This is a genomic window from Streptomyces sp. NPDC002133, from assembly GCF_040296405.1.
In the GTDB taxonomy this organism is placed as follows: domain Bacteria; phylum Actinomycetota; class Actinomycetes; order Streptomycetales; family Streptomycetaceae; genus Streptomyces.
Genome location: NZ_JBEOXF010000004.1, coordinates 68,739 through 88,993 on the forward strand (window position 1 = coordinate 68,739; position 20,255 = coordinate 88,993).

Consider the following 20,255-nt stretch of genomic DNA (forward strand, 5'->3'; position numbering starts at 1 on the left):
GCCCTGCTTGTGGGGTCCCGGGCCATGTCCGCACCGCGGGCTCCGCCTCTACCGTCCGGCCCCATGAACTCACTGAGAGCCACATCACAGCGTCTTCGCAGCCGGCTGCCGGCCCTGCTCGCCGCGCTCGCCTTCCTCCCCGTGTTACCGCTTCCGTCGGCCGCCGCCGCTCCGGTCGTCCAGGAAGTCACCGGCTTCGGCTCCAATCCCGGTGCCCTGCGCATGTTCCGTTACGTCCCCGACGGCCTGCCCGCCGGCCGCCCCGTCGTCGTGGTGCTGCACGGCTGCACCCAGAACGCCGCCGGCTACGGCACCGGCAGCGGCTGGACGGAACTCGCCGACCGCTGGGGCTTCTCGCTCGTCCTGCCGCAGCAGACGTCCGCCAACAACGCGAGCTCGTGCTTCAACTGGTTCCAGGCGGGCGACATCGCCCGCGGCCAGGGCGAGGCCGCCTCCATCGCCCAGATGACCGACCGCCAGCTCGCGGACGTGTCCGGCGACCCGGCCCGCATGTACGTCACCGGGCTGTCGGCCGGTGGCGGCATGACGGCGGTGATGATGGCCGCGTACCCCGAGAAGTTCGCCGCGGGCGGGGTCGTCGCGGGGCTGCCGTACGGCTGCGCGCAGGCGGCCGGTTCCCCGTACGTGTGCATGTACGTCGGCGCGACGCAGACGCCCCGCCAATGGGGCGACCGGGTGCGGGCGGCCCGGCCGGGATACACCGGTCCGTGGCCCGCTATGACGGTCGTGCACGGGACGGCGGACTACACCGTGAAGCCGGTCAACATGGACGATCTGATGCGCCAGTGGACGGACGTCCACGGCGCCGACCAGACCGCCGACACGAGCGACACCGTCGCCGGGTACCCGCACCGGGTGTACCGGGCCCCGTCGGGGAAGGCGGTCGTGGAGACGTACGGCATCACCGGCATGGGTCACGGTCAGCCGGTCGATCCGGGTGCCGCGGCGACGCAGTGCGGAACGACCGGGGCGTACGCGCTGGATGTGAATCTGTGCGCGGCGTACCGGCTCGGCCATGGCTGGGGCCTCGGCTGAGCCCCTGATCTCGATGTCCGAACCCGCCGGACCCGATGACCGGCACGACGGACTCTGGGGTGGAACGAACGGATGAGAGAGGACCACGGTCGCCGGAAGGGACAGCCGGCGTGGCGGCCCTGGGGGCTTCGGCGACCAGGCGCATCTCACCCGCACGGCCCGCCGGCTGACGGGTCGCACCAACGGTCGCACCCCGGCCACGCAGCGTGCGGGCGATCAGGAGCCCCCTGAAGTGCCCGCTGAGGCCCGCCTCGGCGAAGGAGACGGCTACGGAGAACGGGTCGGGCCGGGTCGTGAAGGCGGTCGAGCGGCTCACCGCCCGAGCCGTCGGAGCGAAGACGGTCCTCAGGGCGTGATGTTGTGGTTCAGGCGGAACAGGTTGCCGGGGTCGTAGCGCCGCTTGAAGTGCGCCAGCCGGTCGTATTTCTGGCGGTAGTTGGTCCGTACGCGGTCCTGGCCCTGGTCGTCGTGGTCCATGAAATTGACGTAGCCGCCGGCCAGGGAGTGGGGCCGGAGCGCGGCGACGAAGGCGCGGGTCCAGTCGATGGTCGCCTGGTGCCGGTGATCCCGGATTCGGCGTCCTCACCGCGCGGAGTCGGGACGGGAGGGACGGGGCGGCCCGGGTGCCAGGGCCGTTCGGCCCATGCGCGGAAGGTCGGCGATCAACGAGCGTGGGCGGTGTACGGACGGGAGGAACCGCCATGGAACCCCGGACGCGAATCGCGCTCATCGGCCTCGGCAACGACTTCAGGCACGACGACGGGGTGGGCCTGGCGGTCGTCGACGCCTTGCGGACACGCGCGGCCCACCGGCCGCTGCCACGCGGCACGGCGCTCAGTACCTGCGACGGAGACCCGGGCCGGCTCATCGCTCTGTGGCACGAAGCGGATCTCGCCGTCGTCGTGGACTCAGCGCACGCGTACCCGGATCAGCCGGGCAGGGTGGTCCGGCTGGAACTGGACGGCCGGCAGCTCGCGGGTCCCTCGCGTGCCCACTCCCACGGACATGTGCTCGCCGAGGGCATCGAGCTCTCCCGGATCTTCGGACGCCTGCCCGGACGGCTCGTCGTGTACGCCGTCCAGGGGGTCGACTCCTCGCTGGGCAGCGGACTCTCACCGACGATCGCCGCCGAGGTCGAGCGGGTGGCCGAGCGCATCGAGGACGACGTCGCCCTGCACCGGTGCGCGGTCGCGTACGACCGGCAACCCGCGATGCACGTCCCGTGAGCGGCGCGGAGCACCAGGACCGCCCCGCCCCCGAGAGGTTGATCATGACCGACACGTCGCCGGCGCCACCACAGGCTCACGCCCTCCTCGCGGACGGCACGACCGTGCGCATCCGCACGGTCCTGCCCGGGGACCGTCCGCAGGTGCTGCGGCTGTACGAGGGGATGTCCCCGGAGAACCTGCGGCTGCGGTTCTTCACCATGAACCGCGACAACCCCCGGCACGATGCCGACCGGATGTGCGCCCCCGCCGCTTCCCGGCGCCGGGCGCTGCTGGCCGAATCGGGCGACGAGGTCGTGGGGCTGGGCGAGTACGAGCGGCTCACCGAGGGCACCGAGGCGGACGTGGGTCTGGCCGTCTCGGACGGCTGGCACCACCGAGGGGTCGGCACGCTGCTGCTGGAGCACCTCGTGTCCCTGGCGCGGTCCGACGGGATCACCGCGTTCAGCGCCGACGCGCTGTCGGAGAACCACGAGGTGCTGAAGGTCTTCGGCGACCTCGGGCTCGGCGTCTCACGGCACTTCGAGGGGCCCGAGGTGCGCTGCACGGTCCGGCTCACCGAGGACGAGACCTATCTGTCCGCGGTGGATGTCCGACCCCTATCTGCGCCGGCTCCGCTGAAGGAAGGACAGGCCGTGAAGCACGACATGGTCGGCTCCGTGATGACGAGTGAGGTTGTCCGGGCCACGTACGAGACCCCGTTCACGGAGGTCTCCCAGCTGCTGAAGCAGTACCGGATCAGCGGCCTTCCCGTGGTCGACGACGACGAGCAGGTGCTCGGGGTGGTCTCCGAGACCGACCTGATGCTCCATCGGTCCGGGGACGACGACCCTGAGTCCGCCCACCGGTTCCGCCGGCCCGCCCGCACCGGAAAGGCACGGGCCCGGGAGTCCGGGGCGCTCGCCCGCAACGCGGGTCAGCTGATGACCCACCCGGCCATCACCGTCCACGCCGAACAGTCGATCGCCCAGGCCGCACGGACCATGGCCGAGCGCCGTGTCGAACGACTTCCCGTGGTGGACGAGGAGGACCGCCTCGTCGGCATCGTCACCCGGCGCGATCTGCTCCAGGTCTTTCTGCGGCCGGACGCCGAGATCCGCGGGGAGGTGATCGACGAGGTCCTGGTCCGCGCGCTCCGGCTCGCTCCCGCGACCGTGGGCGTCGAGGTGCGCGACGGCGTCGTGACCCTGTCCGGTCAGCTCGAACGCCGCAGCGAGATGCCCGTGGTCCTGCGCATGACCCGCCAGGTCGACGGAGTGATCGACGTCGTCGATCGCCTTTCCTTCCGTGTCGACGACGCGCATCCCCAGCGCTCGGTCCCGGGCTCGGCGGACATGCCGCTCGAGCGGCCTCCCGGACTCTGACGAAGGGTGTGGATCCGGATGGCGCGTACGGCCCTTGTGGCATACGGCACCAGGAACGGCTCCACGGCGGAGATAGCCCGGTTCATCGGTTCCGTGCTGCGCGACGAAGGGCTGCGGGTCGACGTGCGGCCCGCGGCCGAGGTGGGGGACGTCGGCCCGTACGACGTCGTCGTGCTCGGCGGCGCGCTCTATGCGGGGCGCTGGCACCGGGACGCGCGGCGCTTCGCCCGGCGCCACCGCCACGCCCTCGCCGAGCGGCGGGTGTGGCTGTTCAGCAGCGGCCCGCTGGACCCGTCCGCATCGGAACGGGAGATCGCGCCGGTGCCGGGTGCCCGTCGGGCGGAGCGCCGGCTGGGGGCGGAGGAGCATGCCACGTTCGGTGGCCGGCTGCAGGAGGGTGCGCGGGGGCGCATCGCCCGGATGATCCTCGAGCAGGGCCGCGGCGGGGACTTCCGCGACTTCCATCGGATCGCCGAGTGGGCCGAGCGGATCGCCGCCGACCTGGTGGCGATCGAACCGGAACGGTGGTGATCCCATGCTTCACCGGTTGCGGTCCCACGGCCGTCGGCGCGACAATCCGCTGCGCCGCAGGTCGGATGACGTCGAGAGGTGGACCGCGCTCGCTCTCGGGACCGTGCTGGTCCTCGGTGCTCCCGCGGCGGGGCTGGCCGTCGGCTGGTCGGTGCATCACGAGGGACGGACGACCGCGGCGGAGCAGGCATCGGGCCGGGAACGCGTACGGGCCGTGCTCCTCCAGGACGCGCCCCTGCCGGTCCCCGCGGCCGAAGGGGCCGTGGAGGTGGAGTCGTACCCGGTCCCCGTCCGCTGGACCACTCCGGAGGGCGGTGTGCGAGAGGGCGTCGCACCGGTGTCCGCGGGCTCGAGGCGCGGAGAGCGCGCCGATGTCTGGCTGGACGGGCGAGGCCGTGTGACCGCTGCTCCCAAGTCTGACGCGGACATCTGGCTGGAGAGCTTCGCCGCCGGCAGTGTGGCGGCGGCCCTCAGCGCGCTCGGCGTCGCCGGGACACGGACGGCGGTACGCCGGACGGCCGACAGACACCGGATGGCCGAGTGGGAGCGGGAATGGGCCCGCACCGAACCGGAGTGGAGCCGCCGCGGGGTCTGACGGGCCCGGCGCGCCGAACGGGCCGTGCCAGGGGCCACCCGTCCTCTGGCTGGATCGGCGGGCGAGCGCGCGTCGAGCCCGGAACAGAGTGGGAACAGTTGAGGAGCAGCCATGCCGATTCCCCTCACGCACCGTGAGCGAGGTCATGACGCACACCGCCGTCGCCGTGGGGCGCGAAGTCGGCCCTGAGGAGCCTAAGGTGCCTGAGGAGCCTGAGGAGCCTGAGGAGTTCGTCACGCCGATGGAGCGGTGGACGGTCAGCGATGGAGCGGTGGACGGTCAGCGCCCTGCCCGTCGGGGAGGGCGAAGGCCGCGTGATCGGTGTGGTCCCGGAGCCCCATCCGCCGGCCGAGGAGGAACACCGCCACAACGACCTGACCCGGCTCGACCGGCCGCTGTCCGATGCCGCCGAGGCGGGGCCGTCACCGCCGGTGAGCCGGTGTCGGCCCCTGCCGTCATGGTCCACGCGAGCGTCACCATCGCCGATGACGCCCGGGTCATGGCGCGCAGGCGAGTGAAGCGGATGCCCGTCGTCGACGGCGTCGGCATGCTGGACGGCGTCGACAACCGCAGCGAGCTGCTGAAGGTCGTTCCTGCGCCCCGATCAGGAGATCGCCGACGAGATCCGACGCAGCGTCATCGAGGGGCTGCCGCCCGCCGGGCGGACGGACGGAAGTCTCCGTGAGCGACGAAGAGGTGATCGGAGGGCGAGCTCCGGGACGGGGCCCTGATCCCGCTGCCGGCGCGGGGTGTGTCCGCGGTCGAGGGCGTGGCGGACGTTCGGCCGAATCCGAGCCGCCCACTGCGCGCGAACCCTGACCGTGGGCGGATGATGGGGACCGTTCGGCCCTGTTGCGCCGTACGCCCGGGGCGACATGATCAAGAGGGATCACCAGACCTGCAAGAGGCTCACATGTCCGAGGCACCGGTCTTCTCGGCGGAGGCGCCCATCCGGGTGTTCCTCCTCGACGACCACGAGGTCGTCCGGCGTGGCCTGCACGACCTGCTCGACGGCGAATCCGACATCGAGGTGGTGGGCGAGGCCGGGACGGCCGAGCAGGCCCTGGCCCGGGGTCCGGCGCTGCGCCCCCATGTCGCGGTTCTCGACGTCCGGCTACCCGACGGAGACGGCATCACCGTCTGCCGCGACCTGCGCTCACGCATGCCGGATCTCGCCTGCCTCATGCTGACGTCCTTCGACGACGAGGACGCTCTGCTGGACGCGATCATGGCCGGGGCAGCCGGATACGTGCTCAAGCAGATCAAGGGATCGGACCTGGTCTCCGCCGTACGCACCGTCGCGACGGGGCAGTCGATGCTCGATCCCGCCACGACCGCACGGCTGATGCATACGCTGCGCGACCCCGAAGCCGCCCATCCGGCCGAGGACGAACGGCTCGCCGTCCTCACGGACCGGGAACGGGCCGTACTCGATCTGATCGGCGAGGGACTGACCAACCGTCAGATCGGCAAGAAGCTCTATCTGTCGGAGAAGACCGTCAAGAACCACATCTCGCGGCTGCTGTCGAAGCTCGGTGTGGAACGCCGTGTCCAGGCCGCCGTCATCGCGGCACAGTTCCACGAGCACGAGGAACCGCATCACTGACGGACGGTCACCCGGGACGCTCCGGAGCCTCGGTGAGTCCGGTGCTCACCGATGTCCTCCTCTCACTGCCTTCCAGGCAGCGGTACCCGCCACACCAGTCGGGTACCGCCGCAGGCCCCCGGCGCCACGCCCAGCCCGCCGCCCAGCGACTCGGCGCGTTCCACCAGATTGCGCAGCCCGCTTCGCCTGCCGTCGGGCGCGATGCCGACACCGTCGTCGGTCACGGACACGGTGAGCGTCCCGGCGTTCGCGACGATCGAGACCTCGGCCCTGGAGGCCCTGGCATGGCGGGCCACGTTGGCGAGGGCCTCACCGAGCACGGCGATGACCTCGTCGACGATCGGGCGCGTCACGTCGGTGTCGATCAGGCCCTCCATGCTCAGCGCCGGGGCGAAGCCGAGCGTCCGGGTGGCATCCTCGACGCACCGTACGGCTCGGACTCTGAGTCCGGGTGACGCAGCGGGCGCCTCGTGTTCGCGGAGCCCGAAGATGGTCGAGCGGATGATCTTGATGGTGGCGTCGAGGTCGTCGATGGCACGCCCCAGGCGCTCGGATGCCTCGGGGTGCTGCACGAAGCGCTGGGCGCTCTGGAGCGTCATGCCGGTCGCGAACAGCCGTTGAATCGCAAGGTCGTGCAGGTCCCGGGCGATCCGGTCGTGATCGGCGAGGAGAACCATCTGCTCGGCGTCCCGTCGCCGGTCGGCCAGTTCGAGGGCGAGGGCGGCCTGGCCGGTGAAACCGCACAGGGGCGCGGTCTCCGTATCGGTGAAGGCGGGGCGGCCGACACCGCGGGCGAGCATCAGCACGCCGCGCAGGCTGTCCTTGTCACCCACCAGGACGGCCACCGCGGGTCCGCAGTCCTTCCAGCGACCCGGCTGGAAGGTGACGCGGGGGTCGTTGGCCACGTCAGGGGTGGCGATCAAGCCCTCCTCGCTGTGCAGCGCGGCCGTGGCGAGCGTGCCCTCGCGCCTCGGCAGCGTCACGCCCCGGTGTCGCTCGGCACCCTCGCCGAGCGCGAGGGCCGCGCGCAGTTCTCCGCCCCGCTCCACCAGATAGACGACGCCCAGCTCGGCCCCCGTGATCCGCCGGGCACTGCCCAGCATCATCTCCAGCACGTGGGCCTCGGAGGATCCGGAGAGCAGGGCGCTGCTGAACTCGGCGCTGGCGGCGAGCCATTGCTCCCTGAGGCGGACCTCCTCGAAGAGCCGCGCGTTGTCGACCGCGATGCCCGCCGCGACGGCCAGCGTGGAGAGCACCGACTCGTCCTCGGCGTCGAACTCGACCCCACCGCGCTTCTCCGTCAGATAGAGGTTCCCGAACACGTCTTCCCGCACGCGGATGGGCACTCCGAGGAACGAGTGCATCGGCGGATGATGTTCGGGGAAGCCGGACGAGGCCGCGTGCTCGGACAGCTCCGGCAGACGCAGCGGATGGGGGTGCCTGATCAGTTCCCCGAGCAGCCCGTGTCCGGACGGCAGATCGCCGATCTGCTCGCGGAGCCGGTCGCTGATGCCCACCGGGAGGAACTGGGACAGCCTCTTGTCGTCGCCGATCACCCCGAGCGCGCCGTACTCGGCGTCCACGAGGACGACGGCGGCCTCCACGATCTCGCGGAGCACCTGCGCCAGGTCCAGTCCCCTGCCCACGGAGATGACGGCCTCCAGCAGCCCGTTGAGTCGGTCCCTGGTGCCGCGGACCTCGTCGATGCGCACCTGGAGCTCTTCGAGGAGCTGGTCGAGCCGCAGCCGGGGAGCCTGGCCAGAGCCGCTCGGGACGTCCCCGCCCATGACTCCTCCGCGGGTGTCGACGATCACGATGCGCTTCGCGCAATCTCACGGTAGCTCGACGCAAGCCCTCGCGCCGGGCGCGCCCGCTCCTGCCCGTGTCCGGTGAGTTCTCTCAGGTGCCGCTGGTCCGGAGCCGCGGAGCTGGGGCGACCAGCCCGGTTCCGGGGCCGTTCGGCTCTGCGTTCTCCCGTAGGCGGCGAAGGCCCTGACGACCGCTCCCGCGATCACGGCACGGCCGGCGTGGAACATCGTCGAGACGGCCGGAACGATGGGCCGCAGCAAGGTGAAGCGGCTTCCGATGGTCGAAGAGGGCGGGAAAGCTCATCGGCATGGTCGGCCGGAGCGACCTGCTGCGGGCCTTCCTGCGTCGGGATCGAGGCCATCGGCGACGAGATCGGCAGGGACGCACTGGGCCGGACACCGGGGCCGGCCCCCGAATGGGCGCGGATCGTCGTGAGCGTGGGAGTGGTGCCCCTGACCGGCGAGGTCGAGGAGCGGGGCGGGCATCCCCGTTGTCGAGCGCCTCCGCCGCTCCGTGGTCACCGTGGTCCCCGTGGTCCCCGTGGTCCCCGTGGTCACCGTGCACCAGATGATCGGCTACGCGTAGGACAGCCTCCGCCGGCCCGGACGTCGAGCCGCCGCGGAGAGAGCCGGAAGACCGTGCGGGAAACCCCGGCCAGGACCGGTTCCGCACGACAAACGGCGGAAAGGGCCCATCCGCTTCTCGCGGATCCTGATTGCACGGTGCACGGTCGCCGACCGCTTCTCCGCGTCCTCTGCAGAGACCCTTTCCGTCACTTCCATGGAAGCACCCGAAGCGGGACACCACCAGGGCCCAACAGTCCCCGGCCGGCCCCGCGCGGCAGCGCTGCGGCCGTGCCGGGCGGTTCCGCCGGCGCGCCTGCGGAACCGTCGGCCGAGGGTGGGCCTGCGTGTCGAGCGCTCCACCCTCGTCGGGCCGGCCGGACGCGGCGGGGCACACGTCGCCGCGTGGCGGCAGGTCCGGGCCCTGTCGGTCCCGGCACCCGGCCCTTTCGGCCCTCGAACGGGACGCCCCGACCGGTGCATGGTGGTCCTGGGACCACAACGACAGGAGTGGCCGGGATGAAGCACAGCAAGGTCGGGAACCTGATGGTGGGCGAGGTCGTTTCGGTCGTCCCGTCGACGCCGTTCAAGGATGTCGCCAAGCAGCTCGCGGAACACGACATCAGCGGCCTGCCCGTGCTCGACGAGGACGACAGGGTGCTCGGCGTCGTTTCCGAGAGCGATCTCCTGGTGCGGCAGGCATCGGCCGGGTCCGCCGGGCGGGGACGCCGGCCTCCCGCGCACGGTGCCGGTCCCGTCCCGGACAGCGACAAACGCGACGCGCTCACCGCCGCAGAGCTGATGACCGGGCCCGCCGTCACCGTGCATGCCGACGACACGGTCGCGGAGGCCGCCAGGACCATGCTCCGGCGCAGTGTCGAGCGCCTGCCCGTGGTCGACGAGGAGGACCGCCTCGTGGGCATCGTCACCCGGCGCGACCTGCTCCAGGTGTTTCTGCGCCCCGACCCGGAGATCCGCCGCCGGGTGATCGCAGAGGTCCTCGTGGACACCCTGGGTCTCGCGCCCGACGCCGTGGGCGTTCATGTCGTCGACGGCGTGGTCACGTTGGAGGGGCTGCTGGAGAAGCGCAGTGAGATCCCCGTCCTGCTGCGCCTGACGGAGCAGCTGGACGGAGTGGTGTCGGTGACCGACCGCCTCACCGCGCGTGTCGAGGACTCCCGGGCACCGAGCGAGCGGACCGCTGACGGGGTTCTCCGGTGAGCGAGGCGATCGTCGGGACGGACCGGTGGCTCCTGGGGCCGGGGTCCGCGGGCCGTGTGCGGGCTGCTGCGTACGGCCGCGTGGGCGAGAATCGGTCGAGGGGCCGTTCGGCGCCGGCGAGAGACCCTCGCCCCCTGCTGCCGTCCGCTCCCCGCCGTGACGCTGGAGGCGTCACCGCGCCCGCGGCCCCGAGGAGGTCCGCACCATGACGAGCCACGTGACCGTCGGCGTGGACGGGTCGCCCGAAGGCCTGGCCGCAGCCGAGTGGGCCGCCGACGAGGCCCTGCTGCGCAAGGTGCCCTTGTGCCTCGTCAACTCGGACGAGTGGCCCATGTCCGCGGCCGTTCCTGTCGCCGGCCCGACCGAGCAGCTCCGCTGGGTGGACAGGATGCTCGACGAGGCGGCCGACGATCTGCGGCGACGCCGGCCCACGCTGGAGATCACCACCCGGCGGCTGTGCGGGAGGCCCGCGGCCGCCCTGTCCGTCGAGGCGGGCCGGGCGGACATGCTGGTGCTCGGTTCCCGCGGGCTGAGCGGGTTCACGGGCTTTCTCATCGGCTCGGTCGGCGTGGCCACGATCGGTGCCACCGAGCAGCCGGTCGTTCTCGTCCGGGCACCACGGCAGCCGGACGAGCCGCCGCCCGTCCACACCGGCCACTACCGCGACCTGGTCGTCGGCGTCGACATCCACCAGTCCTGCGACAAGCTCCTGGCCTTCGCCTTCGACGAGGCCGCACGGCGGGACTGCGCCCTGCAGGCCGTGTACGCCTGGAAGGTCGCGCCTCTTCTCCGCTACGCCCCGAACGCGGACCCCGGAATCGAGCGGGAGATTGCGCGGCAGGTCGCGGGGGCGCTCGGCGACCTGCTGACGCCCTGGCGGGAGAGGTTCCCGTCGGTGAAGGCCGTCGAGAGAACACTCATCGGCGCTCCCGCGCAGCAGCTGGTGGAGTCCGCCGCCGACGCGGATCTGGTCGTCGTCGGCCGGCGCATCCGCAGAACTCCCCTGGGTGCGCACATCGGCCCCGTCGCCCACGGGGTGATGCACCACTGCGCCGCACCGATCGCGGTCGTGGCCCATGACTGACCGCTTCGTCCGGCAGGAGATTTCCGTGCCTTCACCACCACTCGACACCGCAGCAGTGACCGGCCTCGTGGAGGACGCCACGTCGGCCCCCTCCATGCACAACGCCCAGCCCTGGGCATTCCGGTTCGTGCGCGACAGCGGCCTGTTGCAGGTGCGCGGCGATCCCGAGCGTGCCATGCCCAGGACGGACCCGGAACACCGTGCCCTCCATCTGGGCTGCGGCGCCGCGCTGTTCAACCTGCGGGTGGCGGCCGCGCACGCGGGCAGGGAACCCCTCACCACGCTGCTCCCCGACCCCGCCGACGCCTGGCTGCTCGCCGAGGTGAGTCTTGCCGGACCCGTGCGCCCCGACGACGATCTCGCCGTCCTCCACCCCGCCATCCGCAGGCGGCACACCAGCAGGCTCCCCTTCACGGACGAGGAGATCCCCGACGGCATCCTGGCCGGGCTGTGCGGCGCCGCGCTCCTGGAAGGCGCCCATCTGTACGTGCCCGACGCCTGGCATGTGCAGTCGGTACTGGACCTGGTCCACGACGCGGAGGGCCGCGAGGCGATGGACGCGGCCGCGCGCGCCGAGACGGACCGCTGGACGCACACGGACACCGGGGAGGGCGCGCCCCGCCCGGAGGGAATCACCGCCTATGCGTTCGGCCCCCGGCAGCATGACGTCACCGCGCCCGTGCGGGACTTCGCCGGCCGGCGGCCGGTTCCGGACCGCGACTCCGCCACCTTCGAGAAGCTGCCCCGTCTCGCCCTGCTGGGCACGGCGACCGACACTCCCGTGGACTGGCTGCGGGCCGGCCAGGCCATGGAGCGGGTCCTGCTCCAGGCCACTGCGGACGGGCTGGTCACGTCCCTGACGTCGCAGGCCCTCGAATGGCCCGAACTGCGGTGGGCCGTGCGCGATCCGGGATCGGCGATGGGCCACGTGCAGATGGTGATCCGCCTCGGATACGGTCCCACGGGCCCGGCGACCCCACGCCGTCCGGTGGGTGAGGTCCTCGACATCGTGTGACGCGTCCCCGCGCGTGGCCTGACGGTCCCGTGGGAACCGCGTGTCATGACGGTCCCGTGGGGACACCGCCGTCGCTCACGGACACCGCCGTCGTGCGGCGGATGCGACTGCAGACGCACAGAGGTTTCAGCGACCCGAAGCGGTCCAGAGCGGTTCCACCTTCTCCCACTCGCGCTCCCACTGCGCGAGCGTCCTGCTCTCCAGAACACGCAGGCGCAGCGACACGACGCCGCAGGCCGCGAGGGAGAGCCCGCCGCCGACGACCAGGCCCGCAGCGGCCGCGCTCACGGCGACATCCCGGTCGGAGCGGGGCGGCGAGGCCCGGTCGCCGGCGTCGTCCACCCAGACCTTGACGGTGGTACCTGCCGGGGTGCCGGACGGAACGTGGAGCGTGCCCGTGTGCTGACGGGACGGCGGGAAACGCCAGACCACGCGGGCCGTGGCCTCCGAGCCCGCTTCACTCCGGGTCTCGCCGGGGTCCCGTTCGGCCGCGGTCACGGTCCTCGCACTGATGTGATGCCGGTGCGGTGCTTCGACGCCGGCCTCGCTGCTTATCGTCTCCCACGTGGCCACCCCGGCGGCGGAGCCGACGGCCAGGGCGAGCGGCAGGGACGCGACGAGGGCGAGGACCGCTCTGCTGCGTGACCGGTCGGCCCGGCGGGTGAGCGGGCTGGGATCACGGCCCGCAGCACGCCGCAGATGCCGGCGCAGGGTGGTGCGGTGCGGGTTCTCCCCGGACTGCGAAGGGGTCGGGGACATGGGGACCTCCGGCGCGCGAGGCTCCGCTTCACGGGGCCGTGGTGAGTTCCGATCCGGTGGGCCCAGTGCTGGATGCGTTCGGGATTCCGGAAGTCGCCGCCCTCCCCGTGGCGTACGAGGTATCGCGCGATCCAGCCGGGCGTGGTGGCGCTGCCGCCGAAGGGGACGTGCCCGCGGGCGTGCACCCGGTCCATGACCTTGGCGGCACCGGGCACCGGGCACCGGGCACCGGGCACCGGGCACCGGGCACCGGGCACCGGGCACCGGGCACCGGGCACCGGCGGAGTGTCGCCCTGCTCGGCGGAGCTGTCCACGGGGCCGCCGCTGAAGAGCCGGACGGGCCGCTCGCGCAGAGCTACCGCGCGTTGGGCTCGGCACGGCGCCGGGCGTCGCGGTGCCAGTGTCCCGCGTGGAGCGAGCTGCCGAGCACCACGGCGTCGTAGCCGCTGACGTCCCTGACGCAGCAGGCCGGGGGCACGGCCGTCCCGTAGCCGTCGTCGCTCAGGGCCCCGGCCGATCTCGCCTGCGATGCCGGCGGTGGCACCGTGTGTGCTGCCGCAGGCCACGAGCACGCGCTTGGCGGTCATGACGCGTCCTTCCTTGCGTCCCCGGCGCTGCCCTGCACGGGATCCGCTCCGCCTCGGATCCCTCCACAGGGAGCCCCGTCCCTGTCACCGTCCCTCCTCGGCCCGACCGGTGTCTTGGGGCGTTCAGTCCCGTTGTGGGGCCGTTCGGCCCGTCCGCGCCGGCCGGTACCGGTGCCGCTGCGCTCAGTCCGGCGGCTGCCGGCCGGCCGGGCTGCCGCCGCCCCCCGATGCCTCCGGATCTTCCGCGGGACCTCCCCGGGGACCTCCTTCGGGATCGACGACCCGGCGGCCGGTGATCCGAGTGGGAGCGATCACCAGCCAGAGGTCCCGCTCTCCTCCGGCCCAGGGCAGGGAGTGCGCTTCGGCCTCCAGCCGTCGCACCTCGTCCTCGTCGGTGACGGCTCGGCCGCGTCCCACGACGAGCACGCTCCAGCCCTGGCTGAAGGCATCGTCGATGTGGTCCACCTCGAAGGCGACGTCGGCACCGTCGGCGCAGGCAGGGACGGAGCCCATGGCGGTGCGGAAGGCGATCCCGGCATCGCTGAACAGGTAGTTGACCGGTACGACCGACGGACCGTCCGGCGTGAACACGGCCACTCTTCCCACCCCGTGCATGGACAGCAGCCGGTGGCACTCCTCTTCGTCGAGTTCGCGCAGTTGTGCGTTGCGGGCGGCGCCGCTTCTGCCCGGCGGCCGGTCGAACGTGCCTCCGGTCAGTTCGGCGACCGTGGTCCCCAGCGCGTCGGCGAGCCGCAGCATGACGCCGATCCCGGGCGTTGCCGCACGCTCCTCGATGTACTCGACGTAGGCGGTGGCGGCTCCGCTGCGGTCCGCCAGTTCGTCCCGGGTCAGCCCGAGTTCCTCACGCCGGGCCGCGATCCGTCGCCCGAGATCGGTGCGCCGGCCGTGCACGGTGTCGGCGCCCGCATTCCCGGAGGTCTCCCTCGGCACGTTCCTCGGCACGTTTCTCACCTCCTTCACGATGCCGCCGGCGGCTCTGCCGCGGAGCGGGCGACGGCGTCGTGCCCGGGTCCGCCCAGCGCCACCTTGAGCGCGCCGGTCTCGGCGGCGCGGGAGAAGACGTCGTAGGCCTCCTCCATCTGCCCCAGCGCGAAGCGATGGGTGACCAGTGAGGACGCGGGCAGCCGGTTGGTAGCCATCATGCGCAGCAGCAGCGGTGCGGAGTGTGTGTCGACGAGGCCCGTGGTGATGGTCACGTCCTTGATCCACAAATCCTCGAGGTGCAGCGCCGCGGGTTTGCCGTGCACACCGATGTTGGCGACGCGGCCTCCGGGACACACCATCCGGGTGCACATTTCGAAGGACTCGGGCACGCCCACGGCCTCCATGACGACATCGGCTCCGAGCCCTTCGGTCAGGTCGTCGACCAGCTGCTCCGGCCGCTCGCCGGCGTTTGCCGTGGCGTCGGCGCCCAGTGCGCGGGCGGCCGCCAGACGCGACTCGGCGAGGTCGATCGCGATGATCCGCCCCGGGGTGTAGAGGCGGGCGGTGACGATCGCCGCGAGCCCGATCGGCCCGGCACCGACCACGACGACCGTGTCACCGGGCCTGACGTTGCCGTTCAGGACACCTACCTCGTAGGCCGTGGGGAAGATGTCGGCGAGCAGGACGGCGTCGTGGCTGTCGACGCTGCTGGGCAACGGGTGCACCGACAGGTCGGCGAAGGGCACGCGTACGTATGCGGCTTGGGTGCCGTCGATGAGGTGTCCCAGGACCCAGCCTCCGCGGCACTGGCCGTACCTGTTCTCCCGGCAGAACCGGCAGCGGCCGCACGCGGAGATGCAGGAGACCAGCACCCGGTCGCCCGCGCGCACCGTGCGGACGTCCCCGCCGGTCTCCATGACCTCGCCGACGGCTTCGTGTCCGAGGATCGTGCCCGGGGCCACCTCGGGCACGTCGCCTTTGATGATGTGCAGGTCGGTGCCGCAGATGGTGGCAGCGTCGACGCGGACGATCGCGTCCGCCGCGTCCTTGATGCCCGGGTCCGGTACATCCTGCCACGCGGTCCTGCCCGGTCCCTGGAAGACCAGTGCCTTCATGAGGTGGCCTCTCTCGGTGCTGCCCTGTTCACCTGCTGCCGGGACGGCCCCGCTGCCCGAATCGGCGGTCACCGTCAGGTTGTCCCGGCGGGCGGGGCGGCCGCTTGGGCCGGACGGGCCTCCGGCAGGCCCTGTCGGCCCTTTCGGGCGGCGCGACCACGAACGCCTCCTTGCCGGAGGGCGGCTCCTCCCAGGGTCGGGCCGCGCTGCGGCGCCGCCACCGGCAGCGTCTCAACCGGCAGCGCAGGTGACGGCGTCCGATCTGAGCCGTTCGGTCCTGTGGGTGGGCCCACCAGGCCCTGTCCGCACGCCGGGTCACCGCCGGAGGCTGAGGTGACGAGCCACCCGTGACCGTCATGCGGAGCGCTCGGCACCGTGCCGGCGCCGCTTCCGCGCGTCGGAGAGGAATCCCGCCATGGTCGGCCGCCCGTACACCGTGAACGACGTCATGACCAGGATCAGCCCCAGGGCCCGAGCACCTTTCAGCGCGTCAGGCCGCTTCGTTCCCGGCGCCCTTCACGACCTCCGGGCGGACGATGACGACCGGACACGGCGCGTGCTGTGTGACCTGCTGGCTCACCGAACCGAGCAGCATGCGGGTGAACCCGCCACGGCCGCGGTGGCCGACCACCAGCAGTTCGGCTCCTTCAGACGCGTTCAGCAGCACCTCGGCCGGGTTGCCCCGTACCAGACGCTCGTGCACCCGGGTCTCACCGGTCTCGCCGAGCACCTCGCGTACCTCGCGGACGAGACCTTCCTGGGCGGCCTCCGCGTCGAAATCGGCATCCACCGCGGGAGCCGACCACCCGTGAGCCCCCGGCAGCTCGTACGCCGCCACCGCGTCAACCGTCGCCCCGATCAGAGCGGCGTGCCGGACGGCCCAGCGCAGCGCCCCGTAGGACGAGGGCGAGCCGTCGACGCCCACGACGATGCGCGGAGCCGGTTCGCTCGTGCCCATGCTGTTCCACCTCTCTCACAGATCCCGTCTTCCACGCTGCGCGTCTCCTGGGTATTCCGCCAGGCAAGGGCCGCCGTGAGGAGCGCCTCCAGGAGCGGACGGGGGCGCCTTTCAGCTCTCCCAGGTCCAGTCGGCGACGTCCGGCATGTCGACTCCGTGCTCCCGGATCCACGCATGGTGCCGGGTCCGGGCGTCGGCCATCCTCTGGCGCACGGCCACCGCCCGGACGCCCAGACCGGGGACGCGGTCGATGACGTCCATCACCAGGCGGTAGCGGTCCAGGTCGTTGCGGACGACCATGTCGAACGGCGTCGTGGTCGTCCCGAACTCCTTGTAGCCGCGCACGTGCAGGTTCGGGTGCCCGGCACGGCGGTAGGCGAGGCGGTGCACCAGCCAGGGGTAGCCGTGGTAGGCGAAGATCACGGGCTTGTCGCGGGTGAAGAGGGAGTCGTACTCGGAGTCCGGCATCCCGTGCGGGTGCTCCCCCTGGGGCAGCAGCCGCGTCATGTCGACGACGTTCACGACGCGGACGGCGAGGTCCGGGAGGTGCTGCCGCAGCAGTCCGGCAGCGGCCAGGACCTCCTGCGTCGGCACGTCCCCGGCGCAGGCCAGTACGGCGTCGGGGGCGCGCCCCGCGGTCTCGGTCCCGGCCCACTCCCATGCGCCGGCGCCGCGGGCGCAGTGAGTACGGGCCTCGTCGAGGGTGAGCCAGTCGAAACAGGGCTGTTTGCCGGCGACGATCACGTTCACGTAGTCCCGGCTGCGCAGCGCGTGGTCGGCCACGCAGAGCAGGGTGTTGGCGTCCGGTGGCAGATAGACGCGCACCACTTCGGGGCTCTTGTTGAGGACGTGGTCGACGAATCCGGGGTCCTGGTGCGAGAAGCCGTTGTGGTCCTGGCGCCAGACGTGTGACGTGAGCAGATAGTTGAGGGAGGCGACCGGTGCCCGCCACGACAGCTGCCGCGAGGTCCTGAGCCATTTGATGTGCTGGTTGACCATCGAGTCGACGATGTGGACGAAGGCCTCGTAGCAGGAGAACAGCCCGTGCCGTCCGGTGAGCAGGTAGCCCTCCAGCCAGCCCTGGCAGCAGTGCTCGGAGAGGATCTCCATCACCCGGCCGTCCCGGCTCAGATGCTCGTCGGTCGGGACGATTTCGGCCTGCCACGCCTTTCCCGTTGCGTCGAAGACGGCCTGCAGCCGGTTGGAGGCGGTCTCGTCCGGCCCGACCAGGCGGAAGTTCCGGTGCTCTGCGGAGTCCCGCATGATCTGGGCGATGAGGTCGCCGAGCACGCGGGTGGGCTCGTGCAGCGTCGCTCCCGGGCTGTCGACGGGCACGGCGAAACGCTCCAGCGGCGCGACGGGCAGGTCGCGCAGGAGAAGGCCGCCGTTGGCGTGCGGGGTGGCACCGAGCCTGCGGTCTCCTTCCGGGACGCAGGCGAGCACGTGGGGGCGGGGCCCACCGGTCTCGTCGAAGAGTTCCTCCGGACGGTACGAGCGCAGCCACGCCTCGAGTTGGGCGAGATGCCGGGGATTGTCACGGACGCCCGCCAGCGGGACCTGGTGGGCCCGCCAGGTGCCCTCGACGGGTTGGCCGTCGACGCGTGCGGGTCCGGTCCAGCCCTTGGGGGTGCGCAGGACGATCAGGGGCCATCGCGGCCGTTCGCTGCTCTTTCCGGCACGGGCGGTCCGCTGGATGCCGGCGATGCGCTCCACTGCCCGGTCCATCGCGGCGGCCATGGCCCGGTGCACGTCCATGGGGTCGTCCCCGGTGACGTGCAGGGGCTCGTGGCCGTAGCCGCGCAGCAGATCGTCGAGTTCGTTCTGCGGCAGCCGGGCCGGCACGGTCGGGTTCGCGATCTTGTAGCCGTTGAGGTGCAGGATCGGCAGTACCGCCCCGTCGTGAACGGGGTCGAGGAACTTGTTGGAGTGCCAGGAGGCGGCCAGCGGCCCGGTTTCGGCCTCTCCGTCGCCGATCACACAGGCGACCAGCAGCCCGGGATTGTCCAGGGCGGCCCCGTAGGCGTGTGCGAGGGCGTAGCCCAGCTCACCGCCTTCGTGGATGGAGCCGGGTGTCTCGGGGGCGACATGGCTGGGCACCCCGCCGGGGAACGAGAACTGGCGGAAGAGCCGGTTCATGCCGGCCTCGTCCCGGCTCACGTCCGGGTACGTCTCGCTGTAGCTGCCCTCCAGCCAGGAGTTGGCCAGCACGGCGGGCCCGCCGTGGCCGGGGCCCCAGACGCATAGGGCCTGCAGGTCACGTGCCTTGATCACACGGTTGAGATGGGTGTGGACGAAATTGAGTCCGGGTGACGTGCCCCAGTGCCCGAGGAGGCGCGGTTTGATGTGCTCAGGTCGCAACGGCTCGGTCAGCAGCGCGTTGCCCATCAGATAGATCTGCCCCGCGGCCAGGAAGTTCGCCGCCCGCCAGTGCGCGTCCAGGTCGCGCAGTTCCTTCCGGCTCAAAGCCGTCCGGCCGTGACGCTTGACCGTGACCATCAGACCCTCCGTAACGTCGTTGCATGGCAGACAAGAAACACACCGGCCGGCAGGCGGCGATGTCGCGCTCGTTGTACGAGCGGGAGCTGCTGCGCCTGCAGACGGAGCTGGTGAAGCTGCAGGAATGGGTACGTGCCGAGGGCGCCCGTCTGGTCGTGGTGTTCGAAGGGCGGGACGCGGCCGGCAAGGGCGGCACGATCAAACGGGTCACCGAACACCTCAATCCCAGGGTCGCGCGGATCGTCGCCCTCCCGGCGCCCACCGAGCGTGAACGCACGCAGTGGTACTTCCAGCGCTACACGGAGCACCTTCCCGCCTCAGGAGAGATCGTCCTGTTCGACCGGAGCTGGTACAACCGCGCGGGTGTCGAACGCGTCATGGGTTTCTGCACCAAGGAGGAGCACCAGCGCTTCCTTCACCAGTGCCCGATCTTCGAGCGGATGCTGGTCGAGGACGGCATCCTGCTGCGCAAGTACTGGTTCTCGGTGAGCGACGCGGTCCAGGAGGAGAGGTTCCGCCGGCGGCTGGCCGACCCCACCCGCCGCTGGAAGATCTCCGGGATGGACCTCGAGTCGCTCACCCGATGGGAGGCGTACTCCCGGGCGAAGGACGACATGTTCGTCCACACCGACATCCCGGAGGCCCCCTGGTACGTCGTCGAGAGCGACGACAAGCGGAGGGCGCGGCTGAACATGATCGCGCATCTGCTGTCGACGGTTCCGTACGAGGCGGTCCGGCTGCCGGTGATCGAATTGCCGGCACGGCCGCCGGGCACCGGGTACCAGCGGCCTCCCAGGGATCTGCAGTCCTACGTTCCCGACCATGCGGCACGCCTGATCGAGCAGGCGGAGTAGTCGCGGACGGAGCAGTCGCGGCACCGGCCTCACTCCCCCAGGGCACGACACCGACGGGAAACGCCCTCCGTGCCCCGGTCCGGCGCTCGGCCGGGGCCCGGGGAGGGCGGACGGGCTCCGATGGGGACCGTACGGCCCGTGCGGCGGCCGGCGCTCAGCCGATGCTGCCGGGCGCATCCGCCGTCGGCGGCAGGTGGGCGCCGCGCAGGGTCTCGATGTCGCCGTAGGCCGCGATCATCAGGCGGCGCCCGAGGTCCTGGACGGCGCGGCTCGCGGCCAGTTCGTCGCCGATCTCCGGAACATCCGTGTCGTCGGGCCTGCACCGCGCGACTCCGTGGCCGGTGAGCACCGTGGTCCCGGTGTCCAGGTCCACGCGTGCCTTGGTGGTCCCGTCCTCCTCGAACAGATACAGCCGGATCTTCCACTCCGCCGTTCGTGTCATGACGCCCGCTCCGTCCGCGCGCCGCAGGC

At 71.9% G+C, this 20,255-nt stretch carries 18 protein-coding genes and 1 pseudogene; 11 read left to right on the forward strand and 8 right to left on the reverse strand.

The window, feature by feature from the left end:
• Positions 1-63 precede the first annotated feature (63 nt).
• Positions 64-1,056, forward strand: a complete 993-nt coding sequence (locus ABT078_RS06685) for an extracellular catalytic domain type 1 short-chain-length polyhydroxyalkanoate depolymerase (RefSeq protein ID WP_351224538.1) — start codon at positions 64-66, stop codon at positions 1,054-1,056.
• Positions 1,057-1,401: 345 nt separating this feature from the next.
• Here ABT078_RS06685 and ABT078_RS06690 read toward each other — a convergent pair.
• A pseudogene (locus ABT078_RS06690) lies at positions 1,402-1,599 on the reverse strand (BBE domain-containing protein); the annotation flags it as partial.
• Between the two features lie 158 nt (positions 1,600-1,757).
• On the opposite strand from ABT078_RS06690, the gene ABT078_RS06695 reads away from it, so the two are divergent.
• The 6 genes from ABT078_RS06695 to ABT078_RS06720 all read left to right on the forward strand — a co-directional run bounded on the left by ABT078_RS06695 (position 1,758) and on the right by ABT078_RS06720 (position 6,378).
• Positions 1,758-2,282 carry a hydrogenase maturation protease gene (locus tag ABT078_RS06695; RefSeq protein ID WP_351224540.1) on the forward strand — a complete coding sequence of 175 codons (525 nt, stop codon included), beginning with the start codon at positions 1,758-1,760 and terminating at the stop codon, positions 2,280-2,282.
• A gap of 44 nt (positions 2,283-2,326) precedes the next feature.
• Positions 2,327-3,646 (forward strand): GNAT family N-acetyltransferase, encoded by a 1,320-nt coding sequence (locus ABT078_RS06700; protein WP_351224542.1) that lies wholly within the window; start codon positions 2,327-2,329, stop codon positions 3,644-3,646.
• An 18-nt stretch (positions 3,647-3,664) separates the two neighbouring features.
• Positions 3,665-4,177 (forward strand): flavodoxin domain-containing protein, encoded by a 513-nt coding sequence (locus ABT078_RS06705; protein ID WP_351224544.1) that lies wholly within the window; start codon positions 3,665-3,667, stop codon positions 4,175-4,177.
• Between the two features lie 4 nt (positions 4,178-4,181).
• On the forward strand, positions 4,182-4,772 hold the full coding sequence (locus ABT078_RS06710; RefSeq protein ID WP_351224546.1) for an Rv1733c family protein: 591 nt from the start codon (positions 4,182-4,184) through the stop codon (positions 4,770-4,772).
• A 457-nt stretch (positions 4,773-5,229) separates the two neighbouring features.
• A complete protein-coding gene (locus ABT078_RS06715; protein WP_351224548.1) occupies positions 5,230-5,457 on the forward strand; it encodes a CBS domain-containing protein in 228 nt (75 codons plus the stop codon).
• A 228-nt stretch (positions 5,458-5,685) separates the two neighbouring features.
• A complete protein-coding gene (locus tag ABT078_RS06720; protein WP_351224550.1) occupies positions 5,686-6,378 on the forward strand; it encodes a response regulator in 693 nt (230 codons plus the stop codon).
• 62 nt (positions 6,379-6,440) lie between these two features.
• Here the strand turns inward: ABT078_RS06720 and ABT078_RS06725 are convergent, their stop codons facing one another.
• A complete protein-coding gene (locus tag ABT078_RS06725) occupies positions 6,441-8,165 on the reverse strand; it encodes a sensor histidine kinase (RefSeq protein WP_351225052.1) in 1,725 nt (574 codons plus the stop codon).
• Positions 8,166-9,269: 1,104 nt separating this feature from the next.
• On the opposite strand from ABT078_RS06725, the gene ABT078_RS06730 reads away from it, so the two are divergent.
• The 3 genes from ABT078_RS06730 to ABT078_RS06740 all read left to right on the forward strand — a co-directional run bounded on the left by ABT078_RS06730 (position 9,270) and on the right by ABT078_RS06740 (position 12,070).
• Entirely contained in the window at positions 9,270-9,971 is a 702-nt protein-coding gene (locus ABT078_RS06730; protein ID WP_351224552.1) for a CBS domain-containing protein, read from the forward strand.
• Between the two features lie 205 nt (positions 9,972-10,176).
• Positions 10,177-11,055 (forward strand): universal stress protein, encoded by an 879-nt coding sequence (locus ABT078_RS06735; protein ID WP_351224554.1) that lies wholly within the window; start codon positions 10,177-10,179, stop codon positions 11,053-11,055.
• Between the two features lie 25 nt (positions 11,056-11,080).
• Complete coding sequence (locus ABT078_RS06740; protein ID WP_351224556.1) at positions 11,081-12,070, forward strand: Acg family FMN-binding oxidoreductase; 990 nt, start codon at positions 11,081-11,083, stop codon at positions 12,068-12,070.
• A gap of 126 nt (positions 12,071-12,196) precedes the next feature.
• Here ABT078_RS06740 and ABT078_RS06745 read toward each other — a convergent pair whose 3' ends face one another.
• The 5 genes from ABT078_RS06745 to ABT078_RS06765 all read right to left on the reverse strand — a co-directional run bounded on the left by ABT078_RS06745 (position 12,197) and on the right by ABT078_RS06765 (position 18,930).
• Entirely contained in the window at positions 12,197-12,829 is a 633-nt protein-coding gene (locus ABT078_RS06745) for an Rv1733c family protein (protein ID WP_351224558.1), read from the reverse strand.
• Positions 12,830-13,599: 770 nt separating this feature from the next.
• Positions 13,600-14,379 carry a helix-turn-helix domain-containing protein gene (locus tag ABT078_RS06750; RefSeq protein WP_351224560.1) on the reverse strand — a complete coding sequence of 260 codons (780 nt, stop codon included), beginning with the start codon at positions 14,377-14,379 and terminating at the stop codon, positions 13,600-13,602.
• Positions 14,380-14,393: 14 nt separating this feature from the next.
• Entirely contained in the window at positions 14,394-15,476 is a 1,083-nt protein-coding gene (locus ABT078_RS06755) for an alcohol dehydrogenase catalytic domain-containing protein (protein ID WP_351225054.1), read from the reverse strand.
• Between the two features lie 490 nt (positions 15,477-15,966).
• Positions 15,967-16,434: a universal stress protein gene (locus ABT078_RS06760; protein ID WP_351224562.1), complete on the reverse strand. Its 468-nt coding sequence runs from the start codon at positions 16,432-16,434 to the stop codon at positions 15,967-15,969.
• A 111-nt stretch (positions 16,435-16,545) separates the two neighbouring features.
• A complete protein-coding gene (locus ABT078_RS06765) occupies positions 16,546-18,930 on the reverse strand; it encodes a phosphoketolase family protein (protein WP_351224564.1) in 2,385 nt (794 codons plus the stop codon).
• Positions 18,931-18,953: 23 nt separating this feature from the next.
• Between ABT078_RS06765 and ppk2 the strand changes: the two genes are divergently transcribed.
• The gene (gene ppk2 / locus ABT078_RS06770) at positions 18,954-19,784 is read left to right on the forward strand and encodes a polyphosphate kinase 2 (RefSeq protein ID WP_351224566.1); all 831 of its coding nucleotides are present in this window, start codon (positions 18,954-18,956) and stop codon (positions 19,782-19,784) included.
• A 154-nt stretch (positions 19,785-19,938) separates the two neighbouring features.
• Here the strand turns inward: ppk2 and ABT078_RS06775 are convergent, their stop codons facing one another.
• Positions 19,939-20,226, reverse strand: a complete 288-nt coding sequence (locus ABT078_RS06775) for a DUF1876 domain-containing protein (RefSeq protein WP_351224568.1) — start codon at positions 20,224-20,226, stop codon at positions 19,939-19,941.
• Positions 20,227-20,255 lie beyond the last annotated feature (29 nt).